This window comes from Vallitalea okinawensis, from assembly GCF_002964605.1.
Taxonomy (GTDB): domain Bacteria; phylum Bacillota; class Clostridia; order Lachnospirales; family PQDH01; genus Vallitalea_A; species Vallitalea_A okinawensis.
The window spans coordinates 78,850-97,271 of the sequence record NZ_PQDH01000006.1; the positions used below are offsets into that span (position 1 = coordinate 78,850).

At 35.7% G+C, this 18,422-nt stretch carries 17 protein-coding genes; 3 read left to right on the plus strand and 14 right to left on the minus strand.

Annotated elements, in window-relative coordinates; genetic code table 11:
* Positions 1-8: 8 nt before the first annotated feature.
* The 5 genes from C1Y58_RS16355 to hutH are packed head-to-tail and all read right to left on the minus strand — an operon-like array spanning position 9 to position 6,434.
* Entirely contained in the window at positions 9-626 is a 618-nt protein-coding gene (locus tag C1Y58_RS16355) for a cyclodeaminase/cyclohydrolase family protein (RefSeq protein WP_105617167.1), read from the minus strand.
* A 16-nt stretch (positions 627-642) separates the two neighbouring features.
* Positions 643-1,893: an imidazolonepropionase gene (gene hutI / locus C1Y58_RS16360; RefSeq protein WP_105617168.1), complete on the minus strand. Its 1,251-nt coding sequence runs from the start codon at positions 1,891-1,893 to the stop codon at positions 643-645.
* A 7-nt stretch (positions 1,894-1,900) separates the two neighbouring features.
* Positions 1,901-2,806, minus strand: a complete 906-nt coding sequence (gene ftcD, locus C1Y58_RS16365) for a glutamate formimidoyltransferase (protein WP_105617169.1) — start codon at positions 2,804-2,806, stop codon at positions 1,901-1,903.
* Between the two features lie 33 nt (positions 2,807-2,839).
* On the minus strand, positions 2,840-4,867 hold the full coding sequence (locus tag C1Y58_RS16370) for a urocanate hydratase (protein WP_105617170.1): 2,028 nt from the start codon (positions 4,865-4,867) through the stop codon (positions 2,840-2,842).
* 34 nt (positions 4,868-4,901) lie between these two features.
* Positions 4,902-6,434: a histidine ammonia-lyase gene (gene hutH / locus C1Y58_RS16375; protein ID WP_408646598.1), complete on the minus strand. Its 1,533-nt coding sequence runs from the start codon at positions 6,432-6,434 to the stop codon at positions 4,902-4,904.
* A gap of 325 nt (positions 6,435-6,759) precedes the next feature.
* Here hutH and C1Y58_RS16380 point away from each other — a divergent pair, with 325 nt between their 5' ends.
* On the plus strand, positions 6,760-7,998 hold the full coding sequence (locus C1Y58_RS16380) for a MerR family transcriptional regulator (protein WP_157950156.1): 1,239 nt from the start codon (positions 6,760-6,762) through the stop codon (positions 7,996-7,998).
* 164 nt (positions 7,999-8,162) lie between these two features.
* Here the strand turns inward: C1Y58_RS16380 and C1Y58_RS16385 are convergent, their stop codons facing one another.
* The 6 genes from C1Y58_RS16385 to C1Y58_RS16410 all read right to left on the minus strand — a co-directional run bounded on the left by C1Y58_RS16385 (position 8,163) and on the right by C1Y58_RS16410 (position 15,133).
* Positions 8,163-9,482: an FAD-dependent oxidoreductase gene (locus tag C1Y58_RS16385; protein ID WP_157950157.1), complete on the minus strand. Its 1,320-nt coding sequence runs from the start codon at positions 9,480-9,482 to the stop codon at positions 8,163-8,165.
* A 23-nt stretch (positions 9,483-9,505) separates the two neighbouring features.
* Complete coding sequence (locus tag C1Y58_RS16390) at positions 9,506-10,675, minus strand: mandelate racemase/muconate lactonizing enzyme family protein (RefSeq protein ID WP_105617174.1); 1,170 nt, start codon at positions 10,673-10,675, stop codon at positions 9,506-9,508.
* 68 nt (positions 10,676-10,743) lie between these two features.
* Complete coding sequence (locus tag C1Y58_RS16395; RefSeq protein WP_105617175.1) at positions 10,744-12,246, minus strand: BCCT family transporter; 1,503 nt, start codon at positions 12,244-12,246, stop codon at positions 10,744-10,746.
* A gap of 42 nt (positions 12,247-12,288) precedes the next feature.
* A complete protein-coding gene (locus C1Y58_RS16400; protein ID WP_105617176.1) occupies positions 12,289-13,413 on the minus strand; it encodes a mandelate racemase/muconate lactonizing enzyme family protein in 1,125 nt (374 codons plus the stop codon).
* A 316-nt stretch (positions 13,414-13,729) separates the two neighbouring features.
* Complete coding sequence (locus C1Y58_RS16405; protein ID WP_105617177.1) at positions 13,730-14,419, minus strand: GntR family transcriptional regulator; 690 nt, start codon at positions 14,417-14,419, stop codon at positions 13,730-13,732.
* A 162-nt stretch (positions 14,420-14,581) separates the two neighbouring features.
* Positions 14,582-15,133 carry a DUF1836 domain-containing protein gene (locus C1Y58_RS16410; RefSeq protein WP_157950158.1) on the minus strand — a complete coding sequence of 184 codons (552 nt, stop codon included), beginning with the start codon at positions 15,131-15,133 and terminating at the stop codon, positions 14,582-14,584.
* 175 nt (positions 15,134-15,308) lie between these two features.
* On the opposite strand from C1Y58_RS16410, the gene trhA reads away from it, so the two are divergent.
* Together trhA and C1Y58_RS16420 are read left to right on the plus strand one after the other, a co-directional pair.
* Entirely contained in the window at positions 15,309-15,953 is a 645-nt protein-coding gene (gene trhA / locus C1Y58_RS16415) for a PAQR family membrane homeostasis protein TrhA (RefSeq protein ID WP_170311620.1), read from the plus strand.
* 31 nt (positions 15,954-15,984) lie between these two features.
* On the plus strand, positions 15,985-16,857 hold the full coding sequence (locus C1Y58_RS16420) for a DegV family protein (RefSeq protein ID WP_105617179.1): 873 nt from the start codon (positions 15,985-15,987) through the stop codon (positions 16,855-16,857).
* Positions 16,858-16,912: 55 nt separating this feature from the next.
* Here the strand turns inward: C1Y58_RS16420 and C1Y58_RS26740 are convergent, their stop codons facing one another.
* The 3 genes from C1Y58_RS26740 to C1Y58_RS16430 form a co-directional block, all read right to left on the minus strand.
* Positions 16,913-17,071 (minus strand): hypothetical protein, encoded by a 159-nt coding sequence (locus C1Y58_RS26740; RefSeq protein ID WP_170311621.1) that lies wholly within the window; start codon positions 17,069-17,071, stop codon positions 16,913-16,915.
* Positions 17,072-17,383: 312 nt separating this feature from the next.
* A complete protein-coding gene (locus tag C1Y58_RS16425) occupies positions 17,384-17,704 on the minus strand; it encodes an MGMT family protein (protein ID WP_105617180.1) in 321 nt (106 codons plus the stop codon).
* 9 nt (positions 17,705-17,713) lie between these two features.
* Positions 17,714-18,421, minus strand: a complete 708-nt coding sequence (locus C1Y58_RS16430) for a YaaA family protein (RefSeq protein WP_105617181.1) — start codon at positions 18,419-18,421, stop codon at positions 17,714-17,716.
* Between the last annotated feature and the right edge of the window lies 1 nt (position 18,422).

Here is an 18,422-nt window from a genome sequence, read left to right on the forward strand (position 1 = left end):
TTAGGCTTTTATAAAACAACACTCTTCAAAATCTCTTTTTCCTGGCTCTTAGCCTTTGCTTCCAACTTCTCAACTTCTTTCGTCACTTGGGCAACATAAGCTTCGTCTTTAATAGAACCTAAGTTTATCTTAACATTGTATAAAGCTGATAATACCGCTGTTCTTGCTAACATAGCTGCAACAGCACCGTCAGTAACAGCATTCTTATTACCTTTTTTTACTACAAATTCTGCTAAATCCATCACTTCATAAGCCTTTTTAGCAACTTCTAAGGGTACATTAGCTGCTTCTTTTGTTGCTTCTTGAATAGCTTCCCTACGTACTGCCTTTTCTTCATCTGTTTCTTTAGCCATTTTAAAAGCCTTCATTACTTCATCAAAAGCCTTAGCATCACGATCAATATCCTCTAGAAGTGTTTCACGGAATTTCTTTGCTAATTTGGCCGCTACCTTCATCTCTTCTTCTACTTCAACATACTTCTTTTTACCTATTGTTAAATTAGCTACCATCTCTACTAAGGCTGCAGCTGTAGCTCCACTCTCTGCTGCAATACTTCCCCCACCTGGTACTGGATTATTGGAAGCTGTTTCATCAAGAAATTCTTTTACTGTCTTGTCTGCTAACATGGGACATTCTCCTCCTCTATTTTGTGTAAACAACTTTTCCTTCTTTAATGACTGTTTCCACCGTACTTACCCCTATATGATAAGGAATGAATTTATAGGATGGGAATTCATGAATAACAATATCCCCTTTTTTCCCTACATCTAAACTACCAATTTCATCTGCTCTATCAATAGCTGCTGCACTGTTAATGGTTAAGGCCGTAATAGTTTCTTCTGGCGTCATACCCATGTAGATGGTTGCTAATGCTATGACCAAAGGTATTGATTCAGTGTGACAGCTACCTGGGTTATAATCCGTTGCTAAAGCAACAGCACATCCTTCGTCGATCATATACCTTGCTCTCGCATATACTTCTTTTAAGCTAAAAGCTGTGCAAGGTAACATGGTAGCTACCACGTTCTCTTCTGCCATTCTTTTAATACCTTCATCAGAAGCTTGCAGTAAATGATCTGCTGAGATAGCTCCTAATTCAGCTGCTAATTCAGCTCCACCTAAAGGAATGATTTCATCTGCATGAATTTTCAACTTCAAACCCTTTTCTTTAGCGGCTGAAAGCATCTTTCTGGATTCCTCTATGGAGAAAACACCTTTTTCACAGAAAATATCACAGAATTCCGCTAAATCATCCTCTATCACCTTAGGCAAAACTTCATCAATCATATAATCAATGAATTCACCTGAACGCCCTTTATATTCAGGAGGGATAGCGTGAGCTCCTAAGAAAGTGGTGGCGATATCAAGAGGGTGTTGCTTTTTCAATGCTTGCATTACTTCTAATTGTTTCAGCTCCGTATCAAGATCTAATCCATAGCCGCTTTTTCCCTCAACTGTGGTGACACCAAAACCCATCATGGAATCCATTCGTTTAAGTCCTACCTGAATCAGCTCATCTTTACTAGCCTCATTTGTCCCACGAACACTGTTGATGATACCTCCTCCACGCTTCATGATATCCATGTAGCTATCACCTCTTAAACGCCACGAATACTCTTCCTCACGATAACCACCAAAGACAAAATGGGTATGAGGATCAACAAAACCCGGTAACACGGCCTTTCCTTTAGCATCAATAACATGATAATCCTCTTCATTGAATAGTTTTAAGAGATCATCAGTAGGTCCAAGGGCTTTAATGATGCCATCTTCAACAACTATGGCTCCATCCTGAATGATCTTTAGTTCATTCATTTCTAGACCTTTTTTAGCTTGAAAGCCACTGCAAGTAACTAATTCACTTGCATTTTTTATAATTAACTTGTTTTCCATACTATCACTACTCCATTAAATTTGTTTCGATGACTTTATCCATGGAGAAACCATAAAGACCTAAGTAGTATGCTGCTGAATCAATAAGCGCTTCCATTGGCACCAATCCAACGACTTCACTACCTAATACATTGACACCATAACGTTTAGCTTCCATTTTCACTGTCTCAAATACACGATACATGGATGTTCTCGTATAATCTGTGATATTCATGGTTACTTGAGTGATACCTCTTTCTTCAATCTTAACTCCACCTGCTTTAATGAAGCGGAAACCGCCACCTGAATGACGAATACATTTCGCAATCTTGTTAGCAATTTCAACATTATCTGTATCTAAATCAATATTGTAAGCTACCAATGGCATTCTCGCTCCTACAGCTGTTACACCAGCAGTTGGGTGAATTTTAGCTTCACCAAAATCTGGTGCCCACTCAGGGTCTTGTAGTTTTTCAGCCATACCTTCAAATTGACCTTTTCTAATCTTCGCAAGGTTTTCACGAATAGGTTTACAAGCCGCTTTTTCATAAAGAAAAACAGGAATATTATAACGTTTAGAAATCTCTTCACCAACTTCATTAGCTAGTTCTACACATTCTTCTGTCGTCATATTTTTTATAGGTATAAATGGTACCACATCTGTAGCACCCATTCTTGAATGTTGGCCTTCGTGTACATTTAAGTCAATAAGTTCTGTTGCTACACCAATAGCTTCGATAACTGCATTCTTAACCGCTTCAGGTTCACCCATAACCGTTACAACTACACGATTATAATCTTTATCAGCTTCATAGTTCAGTAACTTAACGCCTTCTTTACCTCTTAGAGGTGTAACAATCTTCTCAATCTTATCTAAATCTCTACCTTCACTAAAATTAGGTACACACTCTACAATCTTTCTTACCTCTGCCATTTGTAACTCCTCCTTGATTATCTATAGGTTTATTTAAAATTTTTCTTCTACCAGTTTCCTAACTAAATCATCTTTTGGAATATAAGGTAACGTGATGTGATCTTGCCCTTTCATTAATTCATTATACTCAACACAAGTAGACACGGCATTTTCATTACGCGCCCATGCTCTTCTTGCTACACCAGCCATAACATCCCATGGCATTGAGTTCTTAAGAATTTCATCCACACGTTTACTTCCATCGAGAACCATACCAAAACCACCATTGATGGCTTTACCAATACCAACTCCACCACCATTATGAAGGGCTACTAAACTCATACCTCTAGCGGCATTACCAGCGAAAATATGAGTAGCTGTATCAGCCATGATGTTACTTCCATCTTTAATATTGGATGTTTCTCTAAAGGGTGAATCCGTACCACCAGTATCATGATGATCACGACCTAGCATAATAGGTCCAACCTCACCACGTCTAACCATTTCATTAAATTTCAGCGCTATACGTAAGCGACCTAAAGCATCTTGATATAAAATTCTTGCTTGTGTACCAACAACTAATTTATTTTTATCTGCATCCTTGATCCAAATATAATTGTCTCTATCTTGATAACGACGATCTGGATCGATACAGGACATAGCTGCTTTATCTGTCTTAAGTAGGTCATCGTGCTTACCACTTAAACAAACCCATCTAAATGGTCCATAACCAAAGTCAAAAAGTTGAGGTCCTAAGATATCTTCTACATAAGAAGGCCAAATGAAACCATCTTTATCATTACGTCCATTTTTGGAGATTTCTTTTATTCCTGAATCATAGATAGCCTTCATAAAAGAATTACCATAATCAAAGAAATAAGTGCCTTTCTTTGAAAGGGACATGATCACATTATAATGGGCTTTTAAAGTTTGATTGACTAACTCTTTAAACTTCTTCTTATCATTAGCTAATAATTCTGTACGCTCTTCAAAGGTTATTCCTTGTGGACAGTAACCACCATTGTAAACTTCGTGACAAGAAGTTTGGTCTGATAGTAAATCAATGTGAATATCTTTTTCATCTGCATATTCAAGTAAATCTACAATATTACCATGGAAAGCGATAGCACATGGTTTTTCCTTTTCCATGTATTCAGTGGCTACGCGAAAAGCTTCTTCTGCAGTTTTAGCTACCTCACTTACCCAACCTTGTTCATAGCGAGTTTGGATTCTTGAGTAGTCAACTTCCGCAATAATCCCTACACCATTTGCTATTTCAACAGCTTTACCTTGAGCACCACTCATGCCACCAAGACCTGATGTAACAAAGAGTCTGCCTCTTAAATCACTATCTTCTGGTATGCCTAATTTTAAGCGGCCTGCGTTCAGAATGGTACTGTATGTACCATGTACAATCCCCTGAGGTCCAATGTACATCCAACCACCTGCAGTCATTTGACCATAGTTAGCTACACCTAACGCAGCTGCTCGATTAAAGTTTTCATAGTCATCGAACATACCTACCATTAATCCATTTGTAATCATTACACGAGGTGACCCAGGACTTGAATGAAATAATCCAAGTGGATGTCCTGATGCAATCACTAATGTTTGATCTGTAGTTAACTGTTCAAGGTATTTTTTAATTAAACAATATTGCATCCAGTTTTGACATACACGACCTGTTTCTCCATAAGTAACGAGTTCATAAGGATATAATGCAATATCAAAATCCAAGTTATTGTCAATCATGACTTGAAAAGCTTTCCCTTCAATACAGTACCCTTTATAGGCATCGATTGGTTGACCTTTTAGTTGACCTTTTGGACGAAAACGGTAGCCATATATACGTCCTTTAGTTAGTAATTCTTCTAAAAATTCAGGAGCTAATTCTTCATGGTATTCTTCTGGAATATATCTCAAAGCATTCTTAAGTGCTAATTCTGTCTCGTCCTTCGTTAATGTAAACTCTCGCTTTGGAGCACGACGGCATCCTTCTTTAAACTCTGGGTATGCAGGTAAACCCTCCGGAAACTCAAGTTTAATGGACATACCTCCACCAATCTCTAGATTATTTAACATATCAACACTCCCTTAAATTAAATGAGGTTATTTATTATACTAATTCACCAATCTTCTCTTCTACTGCTTTGACGATTGTATTCTGATCAACAAGCTCTGCGCATTTATTGATATCCACATACATGATTCTGTCTTCTTCTAGTTTAGCAACTTCTTGTCGTACTAATTCATAGGCAACCTTAGTTCCTTCTCCTAAATTAGTTGGATCACTAAATTCAAGAGCTTGAGCTGATGCCATTAACTCGATAGCTATTACCCTTGAAGTATTATAAAGTATATCTTTAGCTTTTCTTGCAGCAATAGTACCCATACTTACATGATCCTCTTGATTCGCAGAGGAGGGTATAGAATCAACACTGGCTGGATGAGCGAGTACTTTATTTTCGGATACTAAAGATGCTGCTGAGTATTGAGCAATCATAAAGCCGGAGTTTAGTCCACCTTTTTCTGTTAAGAAAGCTGGCAAACCACTGAGTGCCGGATTAACAAGTCGTTCGATGCGTCTTTCACAAGAGTTAGCTAACTCAGCAATGGCTATGCCTAGGAAATCAAATGCTAGCGCCATTGGCTGACCGTGGAAGTTACCACCAGAGATGACCTGATCATCATCACTAAAAATAAGGGGATTATCTGTTACTGCATTGATTTCAATACTTACTTTATCACGTACATAGTTAATGGCATCTTTACTGGCACCATGTATCTGTGGTAAACATCTTAATGTATAAGCATCTTGAACACGTATATCACCTTGATGTGTTGTTAAGTGGCTACCTTCCAAGATTTGAAGAAGGTTCTTGGCACAATTGATTTGCCCAACATGACCTCTAGCTTCATGAACCTTATGATCTAATGCGTCAGTAATACCATTGAGAGCTTCAAATGAAAGAGCTGATGAAATATCAGCAAGTTTAGCTAGGTTAATGGCATCATAGGTTGTTAATGCACCTACTGCCGTTAATACTTGAGTACCATTAATAAGGGCTAGACCTTCTTTAGCCATTAATTCAATGGTCTGAATACCAGCTTTCTCCATAGCCTCTTTACCAGACATAAGCTGTCCTTCATAATAAGCTTCACCTTCTCCAAACATAACAAGTACCATATGTGATAGAGGAGCTAAGTCACCACTAGCACCTAATGATCCTTTTTCAGGAATAGCTGGATGCACACCTTTGTTTAACATACTAATCAAGGTTTTTAATGTCTCTAAGCGAATACCTGAATTACCCTTAGCTAAGGTATTTGCTCGTAATAACATGACAGCTCTAACAACCTCTTCCCCAAAATGTTGCCCCACTCCACATGCATGACTCTTGATTAAGCTCACCTGTAATTGTTTTACTTCATCTTTGGAGATGACCACGTTAGCGAACTTACCAAAACCTGTAGTAATACCATATACAACTCGTTCTTCTTCAACTATTTTGTCTACATATTCTCTTGCTTTGTTAACCTTTTGAATGGCTTCATCCGTTAAATCTACTTGAATACCATTACGAGCAACCTTGATGACATCTTCTAAGGTTAAGCTGTTCCCATCCATATAAATTGTTTTCAAGTTCATACACCTCGTATTTAAAATTTTAGTTTTTTTAGTTACTTTATCTTGTTAAATTGTCACAACATTAATTATTCTCTTATTATACACAATAGAGTGTAATTAATATCAATGGGTAATTTATCATGTTGGTTATAAAAACCTTAAGTGCACTTCAGGTTTTAGATGTACTTTTGCACAGTATCTGATATAATAATGATAGAAACCTCATATACTTTTGGTACTTATACAACAAATACAGTAAATTTCTATAATTGATTCGATAGATATTAATACATAAAATCCAGTAACATAGGATTAAAGATTTTTGTTAAATGTGGAGGTGGATTATTTGAAAATAGGGCAACTATCAAAAACATACACCATTTCGGTGGATAACATCCGTTACTATATTAATTTAGGATTATTAGTACCCGAAAAAAAGAATACACAATATATCTTCAATGATAAAGATGAAGAGGATCTCCAGGTTATACTTCATCTAAAAAAGCTTCGTTTTACACTTAAAGAGATCCATCAGATTCTGTCTATCAGAAGAGTATCTAACTTAGTAGATCCAAAAGATATACATGATCTTATCCACCTATATGAGGACAAAAAGGAACAAATACTAACTGAAAAAAGTGTTTTAGAACGAATTATTAACGATATTGATGAAGATATCCATTCTCTATCTATGATTCATACCAGTAAAGAAGCTAACAAAACCGGTGTACCACTTCAGAGTTTATCCTACCTCTGTTGTCCTACTTGCATGGTCCCATTAAAGTTTAAGAATGTAGAGATGAACCATCAATATATTTTTGAAGGTGATCTCTTTTGTGATTGTGGCTACAGTGCAACCATTCAAGATGGTATCGTATTAACACAAAATAAGAACACGAGCCTTTACGATCAGCCTGACTTGGAAAGAGAGTTTTACCTGGATATCCCCCCTTCATTGGTCAGCCTATTTCAAAAATCCTACAACTGGATGATGGATAAATTTGATATGACCACTATGAAAAATAAAGTTATTTTAGAGACACATATCAATGCCTATTTCTTTATGCATAAGCACATCATGGACATGGATAAAGATGCTTTATATATTGTTATAGATAAATTCCCCGAGATGATATCCATGTATAAGAAGCGGATTGAGTACTTAAACTTGGACTTAAACATTCTCTACATCGCTGATAACAGTGTACAGTACCCAATTAAAGAGCATAGCATTGACTTATTCATCGATTATTTCAGTACGAATGAACATTGCTTTTATAATAATACTTATTTAGTGCCATCCATCAGACGCTATTTTCATAACCATACTGAAGTCATTGGTACTTACTTTTATTTTGACCCTTTTTCTAAATCCATAACCAACCTTTGCGATAAGTACCCTGAAGCATACGTGAATAACTTTAATAAAGAGTATTTTAAGGGTTCAACTGAAGATGCTGGGTTTCATATTCAGGATTATAATGAAATTGGGTTTATTACGAAATCTGGTGATAACCGTGCTTTTAGTTTTCATGAGGACGGGGAGAGGATGCATATGTTCTCTTATCATAGTGTGAAGAAATAGCAAAATATAGGATTAAGCATACAAAGGACTCTACCCAAATGTACAGGGAATTATACAGAGGATTTTATATATGGGTAGTTTTTACTTGGATCATCTTCTTTTCAGGTAGTTAAATGGCGAAATTAATGGTGTAGATTTGCATCTACACCATTCTTGGGTAGCAATTATAATCGGCTACCCTTTTCAATCATGAACTTACGTACTTTTTGAACATTAACTTCTCTTGGAGTAATTTTATTCTTAACACAAAGATGTGCTGCGTATCCTGCTGCAAAACCTTCCTCGAAACACTGTGCTACAACTCTTGCAGATGCCAATGCTTCATGCTCAGCAGATATACAACGTCCAACGACTAAGAGATTATCAACCTTTTTAGGAAGCATCACTTCGAAAGGTATTTCATAATAATCATCATCTAAATTCACTACTTTTACACCAGCGCTACCACCATGAACTTCAATTGGCCACGCACTTCTTGCAATAGCTGTATCAAACTTCTTAGCGTTAACCACATCATCATTTAATAATGTATAATCACATTCAATGGATCTACCCTGCCTGATACCAATTTGTGCTGCTGTATCAATGACATAAGCATCTTCAAACCCTTCTACATAATCCTTAACAAATCTTTCATACTCTCTTATTTGTACTCTACCATTGAACTCAGCATAAGTAAGATCCTCAGTTACAGTTGGGTATAGAACTCTACCGTCTCCAGCAATTATGGCTGTACAATTCATAATTGCTTGATTGCCTAGTGGTGCTGGAAATATAAAAGGATGTTTTCTAGGTAAGTTATACTTTCCTGTCTTATCAGCTTCCTCCACCAGTTCCCAAACTTTTTCTAAGGATAAATTTCTTGCCTTTGCCCAATTCACATTAGCCAAACGAAATACCATGGTCATGGCTTGAACCACACCTTCTTTTCCGTAAACGAAAGGCGCTCCCGCTCTAGCAGCCAAGTCACCATCACCAGAAGCATCGATAAAATAGTCTGCCAATATGGCTGATCTACCGTCTTTGTTTTCAATAATGACACCTTTTATTTTGTTATTTTCCATAATGGGACTAACAAATAAGGTATGGAATAATACCTTAGCTCCTGAGTTCTTTATTAATTGATCAGCAACTTCTTTCCACATTAACGGATCATGGGGTGATAATGCTGTATGACCAAAAGGAACTTTATCTAGAATGCCACCTTTCTCTCTCAATAAATCGGCAAACTTACCTGCAAATCCATATACAATTTGCTCAAGCTCATTATTTTCAGAAGAAGAATATAATCCCCCTATAGTTCCTGAATAACCCGCCACATTTGAACCGCCAAAAAAACCATTTTTTTCAATAATAATTGTGTCTATACCCAATTCTGAAGCAGTTGTGGCTGCTGCTACGCCGGCTGGTCCGCCTCCAACAATGACAAGATCAACTTGTTTTATAACTGGAACATCTTTTAAGTATTCTTTAATATAATCCATCATTGCCCTCCCTAAACTATCTATTATTTTCTTCCAATTTCATCGAAATCTCTATCCGTTAATTCATAAAAGAACTCTCTATTAATATCTATACCATAACCGGGATCATTATTTATTTCTATTGATCCATCAATAATAGGTGGTTCATTGGTGACTAACTTCATTAGCTTTCCGCTCCAAAAATCAGAATGTAAATACTCAACATACTTAGAATTTCTATTAGAAATAGCAAAATGTCTACACGCTGCCCCTGTAATACCAGTTTTCCAATTATGGGGCATCAGTTGAACATTGTAAAGATCACAAAGCTCTCCTATTCTTATCAATTCTGTTATACCTCCACAACGATTATAATCAGATTGAACAACGGATATACCAGCGTCTTTTATCCATTGTAAAGCTTCAAATCTTGTGGTTGACATTTCTGCACCACAAAGTCTTGTTTGAATAGACCTTGCAAGTTTTTTATGACCTTCTAAATCATCATGTTGCAAACATGCTTCAGCAAAATAAAGATCAATATCTTCTAGTTGTCTTAAAGTCCATCTTGCATCTTGCCAATCTGTCCATCTATAAAGAAAATCAACCATCATATCTGTTTCAAAACCGATTATATCTCTTAACTTCCTAAGGTAATCTACAACCTCTTTATCTGAAACCTTTTTATTGGGCATAACGCATACTTTAAGAGCCTTACATCTTCTCTCTTTTGCTTTCTCTAAAATTGGGACATATGCTTTTATAATTTCGTCTAAAGGGGCATCAGCCTCTACAGAAGGATATAAAGTAAAATAGGGGGTTACTTTAACTTTTTGAGCACCACCCATTAGCTTATAGGCAGGTAACCCTAATTGTTTTCCAGCTAAATCATATAAGGCCATATCAATACCGGATATAGCAAATAGACCTAATCCCCTCATCCCTATCCATCTAGAAGAATCGTACATTTCGTCCCAAATTGCTCTAAATTCTATTGGATCTTTCCCAATAACTAGATTACTAATATTTTTTAGCCATTTATGCTCATCTTCTATTTCAGAAAAGGCTTTCATACATTCTGGGGGGCCATCCGCTTCGCCAAGGCCATAACGCCCTTCACTGTCTGTTACTTTGACAATAACCGTGCATTCACTCCAGTTTGTAGCCGCAACCTTAACCGGGATAAAGTCAACACTTACTATTTCTCTACTCATACTTCACCTCTATTAAAGTTCATGGATTGCGTACGCAATCCATGACTACTTAATTTTAACTCACTATACTAAACTCTTTTGTCTTCCTTCGCCATTTTAATAAAGGAGATTGCTGTGATGATAACAATGACAGACACTGGTAACGCAGCAACAATAGAAGCTGTCTGGAGTACACTTAATGGACTACCCATTAACATAAATCCAATTGGAACTAATGCTAAGCTGAATGCCCATAAAAGTCGTAACCATCTTTGTGGGTCTTCATTTTGCTTCAATTCATATTGTGATACAGCCGCTAATACATAGGATGCTGAATCAAAAGTTGTAGCCATAAAAACGATAGAGATTACTGCAATTATAAGAATAACAAATGTACTTCCAGGTAAATTCTCAAAGATTTGAATAACCGTTTCAGGTCCACCTAACTCAGCAAGAGAAGCTACAACATCCATCTCACCTTTTAACTGTAGGTCTAACCCATAGTTACCTAATACGGAGAAGAACATAACACAACCAGCTGTTCCGAATCCGATAGCTCCCAGTAACATATTTTTGATGGTTCTGCCTTTAGAAATCTTAGCTATAAACATACCCATAAAAGGCGCATATGCACCCCACCAAGCCCAATAGAAAACTGTCCACCATTGTGGGAACATGGATTCACCAGCAGGGTCTAGCCACGTCATCATTTGAGGGAATTGTTGCATAACTCTACCAACAGCAGTTGATCCCATATTTAACATGAAAACTGTATTTCCAGCAACAAATACAAAAATAACTAAAACAAACGTCAACCAAACATTGATGTCGCTAAGCACTTTGATACCTTTCTTAAGTCCTAAGAATGCACTTGTTGCAAATATACCAGTAATAATTGCAATAATCAAAAGTTCAAATGGTAGCGTTACTTCTATACCTAATACTCTTGCTAGTCCTGACGTGGCGAGAGGTGCTCCTATTCCTAGGCTTGTTGCAGTTGCTCCTAATAAACCAAACATAAAAGCTATATCAATTATCTTTCCTAATATACCATCTACACTATTGCCAAGTACCGCTCTACAAGCTTCACTAATTTTCAATACAGGTGTCTTTCTAACATAATAAAGATAACCTACAGCACATGCTGCAACTGAGTAAATTGCCCATGCAGCTGGTCCCCAGTGGAAAATACCATAAGCTGCTGCTGTTTCAGCTGCTTGCCAAGAGCCCACTTCCGCACCTAGTGGTGGTGTTTGATAATAGTAAACCCATTCAATGGCTCCCCAATAGATAACACCAGCACCAATACCAGCGCAAAACAACATAGCTGCCCAACTAAAAGTCTTAAACTCTGGTTTATCATCTTGATCGCCAAGTTTTATTTTTCCGTATTTAGAAAATGCAATAAATCCAACAAAAATAAAAGCAAAAATCCCATACCAAGAATATAAGAAACCTAACTTGGTTATTAGAAATGTTTGAATAATACTAATAGCTTTTTCACTGCCCTCTGGATTGATAATAATTGGTAAACTAACTAATAAAAGAACTAAATAAGCTGGTATAAAAACTTTTTTATCAACTTTATTCATGAATACCCCTCCGTAATTTAAACTTGAGATAATGAAATTATCTTACCTATACTCATATTTCATAAGTGTAATTTTCTCAACTGCTTCCCAGTCCATTCTTACCCCTAATCCTGGACCCTCTGGTGCGTGAACATATCCTTCTTTATCCGTTCGAATAACATCGATTGAACCAATTTCAAATCTTTCGTAGGGATAAGCTTGTTCAAAATAAGTGCAGTTGTTACAAGATAACATAACATGCAAATTAGCTGCTTGTGTTAAAGTCATACCCCAAGATTGTACTTCAACACGCATATTATTGGCTTGCCCTAATGCGATGATTTTTCTCATAGGCGTAATGCCACCGACAACAGTTGCATCTGCACGAATGTCACTCCAACATTTCATATTAATACATTGTTGTATTTGAGGTAAAGAAATAATGGAATTTCCACCGCATGAAATAGGTATTTCTGTCTTAGCCACTAAATCTCTATACCCTTCAAAATCTGTGTCTGGTAATGGCGCTTCAAACCAAACCCAATCATATTCTTCAAGTAACCTAGCCATTTTATAAGATTCTTCTCTATTATATTGACGATCAGTATCCAACATAAAACGTATACCGCTATCTTTAAAGTGTTCTTGCACAGCTTTAACAAGTTCCACATCTTTTTCGTAGGAGCAATAACAATGTAACTTTATTGCTTTGAATCCATGCTCGATACAGTCTTCAATATAATCGTAATACTCATTTAAATCGTAAAATGTTGGCGTACTAGCATAGGATAATATTTTTTCTCGATATGCACCTAAGAATTGATAAAGAGGCATTTTTGCATATTTAGCTGCTAAGTCCCATAGAGCAATATCTATAATGGATACTGCTAATGAAGGCAACCAGTTAGGACGACTCATCATCCAATCCCAAATTCTTTCTCGATCTAAAGCAGACTGGCCTATCAACTCAGGTAAAATAGGTCTAACTGCTTCTGCAATTGTCTTATCAAAGTCATTTTCTGTATAAGCAATTGTAGCTCCTAAACCTTCATAGCCATCTTTTGTCGTTATTCTGCATATAATATTTGTGGTGTAGATTTCCCCCATATAATCTGCCCATCTTAGTCTTTCAGCATCATAGTCACCTGTCACATAAATCTGAATCTTCTCGATTTCTAAAGGTTTCATGACAACCTCCTCCTCATTGATTGATAACATATTGGTTGGAGATATATCACTGATATATCAGTAATATATTAATATTATATAATAAAATTTTAAGGTTTACAAGTTTTTTGTCAAAATTTTATGAAACGTGGTTGTAAATATGCACCCTTATGGAATATTATATAAAATCTATGACTATTCAATTCACTTTTTGTATAATTAAAATATAAAACAAAATAAAAGAAAAGTGACAAGTGACATGCCACACACAGTACTTTCATATACTAAAAAAACACATGAACAATTTCATGTGTTTTGCAATCTATTAAAATTACTTTTATGGTTTAAAAATAAAATTTCTCGCTTTCTCCATATATAATTTTTCAACACAATCTAACAAGTAATCTGAGCATTCTGCAGCTTTATCTTCATTTCCATTTGCTACTGCTTTCATCAAATCAATATGGGCATAATTGATTTTGTTAACCATTTCTGGTTGTACTTTATATTGTGTATAATATAATCTTCTAGCTGATGCGTGTAAAGGCGCTAAAGCACTTGTGGCATAAGAATTCTTTGAGGCTTTTGCAATTAATGTATTGAATTGATCATCAACATCTACCGCTTTTTCACTATCCTTTCGTATCGTTGCTTCTTCATAATCTTTAGCTAATGTACGTAACTTCGCCCTTTGCTCCTCTGTAGCATACCTTGAAGCTCTTCTAGCAATAAGATTCTCTAATAGACGTCTTACTTCCATTTGCAAAAGCATATCTTCTATGCGTATTTCATTAATAATAATTCCTCTTCTAGGCATAATCGTTACAAGATGAGCTGTTTCTAACTTTTTAATAGCTTCTCTGACAGGCATACGACCTATTCCTGCTAATTCACTTAATTCTTTTTCTGACCAAACACTACCAGGTTCTATATCCAATTTCACAATTTGATTTTCTAATATTTTATATGCGCGGTCTGCCAGTGTTTCACTGCCACCAGCACCAGACTGCTTATCTTTTCTAACCATATTTATCACTTCCGACTTTATATATTTATTTGCCGGCTCCCAATGATTATCTGCTCAAAACTTAGCAAGTTTTATGTTAAGTTAACTCTTTGAAGATGACAGATAAGGATAGCATGCATTTATAAGAATATATTACTATAAAATAGTTGGAAAATCTATTCTTTATTTTTTATCATTTTTCTTTTTATCCTTATCATTCTCAACAACATAAGCTAATAACATCTCTGCTAAACGCTTCTTAATATTAGCTTCAACAACTAAATCCAAAATATAGCCTAAGATTTCTTTATCTGTTGGCTCATTATCATTTATTCTTTCAACTTCTTTTTTTAGATAAGTAAATTCCTTTTCTTCAATCTTATTAAATTCATCATAAACCGATTCAATATCCTTTGGTATGCCATTTGTCTTATAAAAATCTAAGAACGCTTTCAAATCATTAATTGACAGGATATTTTTCATTTGAAAAATAAGGTTTAAAAGCATCATTTGCTCTTTATCATATTTTTTCTTTTCAGGAGAATTGAGTACTCCGGCCTTTACATAGTTATTAACCATTGTCTTCGTTAATAGCTTGTCTTCATCATGTATCTTCAGTACACTGAAGTAATCATCAAAAAAACCCAAAAGCTGATCCATATATAAAGGTATAGTTGGTATGTCTTCCTTCGGTATCCCTTTATAATTCAAGAACTCTTCTATTTTATTTTTCATGAATAACTTTCTCCTCATCATCTAATAGGTATAATTATTATGATTATACCACATAATATAATTTAAATAAATAGCACATAGTTTTTAAAACTATGTTATTTACAAATACTATAAGTAATGATATACTATACGCATAATGTAGTTTTATATACTATATAATTTAGAGGTGAATATTATGACACGTATTAAAGAACCAATTAACGCTTTGAGCCATTTATTAGGAGTATGCTTATCATGCTTAGGTCTTATACTAATGATCTTTCAATCCTATATTAATAATAGTTTGCTGCAATTTATCGGATCTCTTATATTTGGGTTGAGCTTAATTGCTTTATATACAGCCTCTACAGTTTATCACTGGATCAAGGGAACTGATCACGTTGAACGTTTTTTACGGAAACTTGACCATACTATGATTTATGTCTTAATTGCTGGAACCTATACACCTATTTGTTTAATTACTTTAAATGGACCAATTGGTTGGGGTTTATTAGCTCTTGTATGGGGTTTAGCTCTATTAGGGATTGTCACTAAACTTCTTTGGTTGAATGCCCCAAGATGGCTATACACAGGTTTTTATGTCGCTCTTGGTTGGGTTGCAGTGTTCTTCTTAATGCCTCTTTATGATGCCTTGCCTTCAGAAGGATTTTTCTGGCTCTTAGCAGGTGGTATACTCTATACCGTTGGTGCACTGATCTATGCTACAAAACCAAAATGGATTACGTTAGGTTCCTTTGGCTTCCACGAAATTTTTCATGTATTTATTATTCTTGGTAGCTTGAGTCACTTTGTATTAGTCAGCAGTTATGTTCTTACTTAGATTTAATATTACTTAAGAGAGAGGTGCTTTGATGTCTATAAAAATTATTACGGATAGTACTTGTTATATCCCAGAGCATTTAGTTGAGAAATATAACATTGATATAATTTCGCTAAATCTTTTTTGGGATGATAAGACGATTAAAGAGACCGAAATGGATAATAATGCTTTTTATAATCTATTAGCTACAAAGGATGTCTTCCCAAAGTCATCCCAGCCAGCTATCCAAGATGTGATTGATACTTTTGAAAAAAATATTATTGAAGGTGATGAAATTATTGGTATATTTCTATCTTCAAAGATGAGTGGCACTTATCAATCTACTCATATGGTAAAGGAGCAGCTATTAGTGAAATATCCAGAAGCTAAAATCCACTTGATTGATTCATTATCCAATTCTATGGAATTAGGGTATGTTGCATTAAAAGCTGCAGAATTAGCTTCACTTGGTCAATCCGCTAACGATATTATAAACGCTTCTAAAGACATAATTATGAAAAGTAAATTTATTTTTATGCCAGGTACTCTGGAATACTTACGAAGAGGTGGTCGGATTGGTAGAGCTAATGCTTTAGTCGGTTCTTTACTAAGAATTACACCTCTTTTAACAGTTGAAGATGGCGTAACTTCTGTTTTATCGAAAGTGCGAACCAAGAAAAAAGCTATAGACACCATGACTACATATGTAGAGGAGCAAATTAACACCTTTGGTTTAGGTGACATCATCGTCCATCATATTCAGAATGAATGTGAGGCTAAAACTTTAGCTAAACGTTTAGAAAAGATAGTAGGTCAACCTGTTGATATATGCTCTATTGGACCAGTTATCGGCGCCCATGTAGGTCCCGGCGCCATTGGTATCGTTTATTACACAAAGGAATTACCCGCTACACAACGCAACTAAGTACAAAAAAATAAGCACATGGCTATCATGTGCTTATTGCAATGTGTTCTAAGACTTAATTCTTCTTATCACATATTTTACAAACTTTGATTTCTTTTCCCTCGGAATCAGTAGAGGTCCATAGAAGCTTTACGCCTGTCCTGTTACAGATTGGACAAGTACCTCTCCAACCTTTTTCTAATTTCATTCGTCTTCCTCTAAAGTTTTTTGCCATAAAAACCACTCCCTCATATGCTTGTCTAACATATATATATGCGCCTATTTACCTAATAGAACTGAAATTATTGTAAGACTCACATCCGGGCTTCACCGTAGCTGATACATTGATAAAACAACTTTATTCAATTTCAACATACAGAAAGCATGTAAGGTGTTCTATGGAGCCGCGATCCACGGATGACGAGTTCGGCTGTCTAAGACATGGACGTCTTTCCAGCCGACGCAATAGAATTCCTTGCATGCTTGACTATGTGAAGCTTATTAAAGCAATGATACTCTATGTTTTCATGGGATTTTTTATATATCTTTAGAATAAATCATCAATAACAAAGGGATCATATTGATATTTCTTTAAATCAACTTTATCCTTCTCTACTCGGACCCCTTCTAACTCAAGAAGTTTTTTCTGTTCCTCAAACCCATCTCCCTTAAGAGATATCTTACCTTGACTATTGATTACACGATGCCAAGGTAAATGATGTTTCTTACTCATTGAATGCAATGCACGGGATACTTGACGTGCCCCTCTAGGGTTACCCGCCACCGCAGCGATTTGCCCATAGGTCATAACCATCCCTGCCGGAATATCTTTTATAACCTCAATGATCTTTTTTGTATAAGGTGTCATCTAACTCCCCTACCTCGTGAATATAAATTCTTGATCAGTAGATAATTCTTTATTAAACTTATAACCTTCACCTTGAAAACCCTTTATATCTTCTAGCTCCTTAATATTCTCACTGATCATGTAATGAAGTATTTTGCCCCTGGCTATTTTTGCGTAAGTGCCTATCAATTTATATTGACCATCTCTTAACTCTTTAAAATTAATCGTCACCATGGGTTGCTTAATCAACCTGCTGAATTCGTTAGAAGCCAAGTTGATAATTACTTCTTCGTCCTTAAGTACTTTATCTAGTTCATTCTTCCAAAACTCATATAAAGTCTCGTTCAATATCCGATGCCCCATATCTAATCGATAAGGTTCTATCCAATCAAAAGGTTTTAATATACCGTATAACGCTGATAAGATGAACAAGTGATCCTTTAGATAATCATATGCCATCCCTCTATAGCTATCTACCTGAAGTTGCTGAAAAACTGCCCCTGTGTAGACTTCTATAGCTGCACCTTTCTTTTCATCATTACTATGATAAGCCTCATAAACTTGGTCTAATAATTTGCTTTTAATTTTTAGTATGTGACCTAATTCCTCTTTTGTATAACCACATAAGATATTTCTTAGTTCATCTGATTGTTTTTTTAAAAGAGGTGTTGTTAAAACCTTATTAACTTTTGATTCATCAAAGCTTTGTGTCTTACTTGGTGAAATTATTATTTTCATG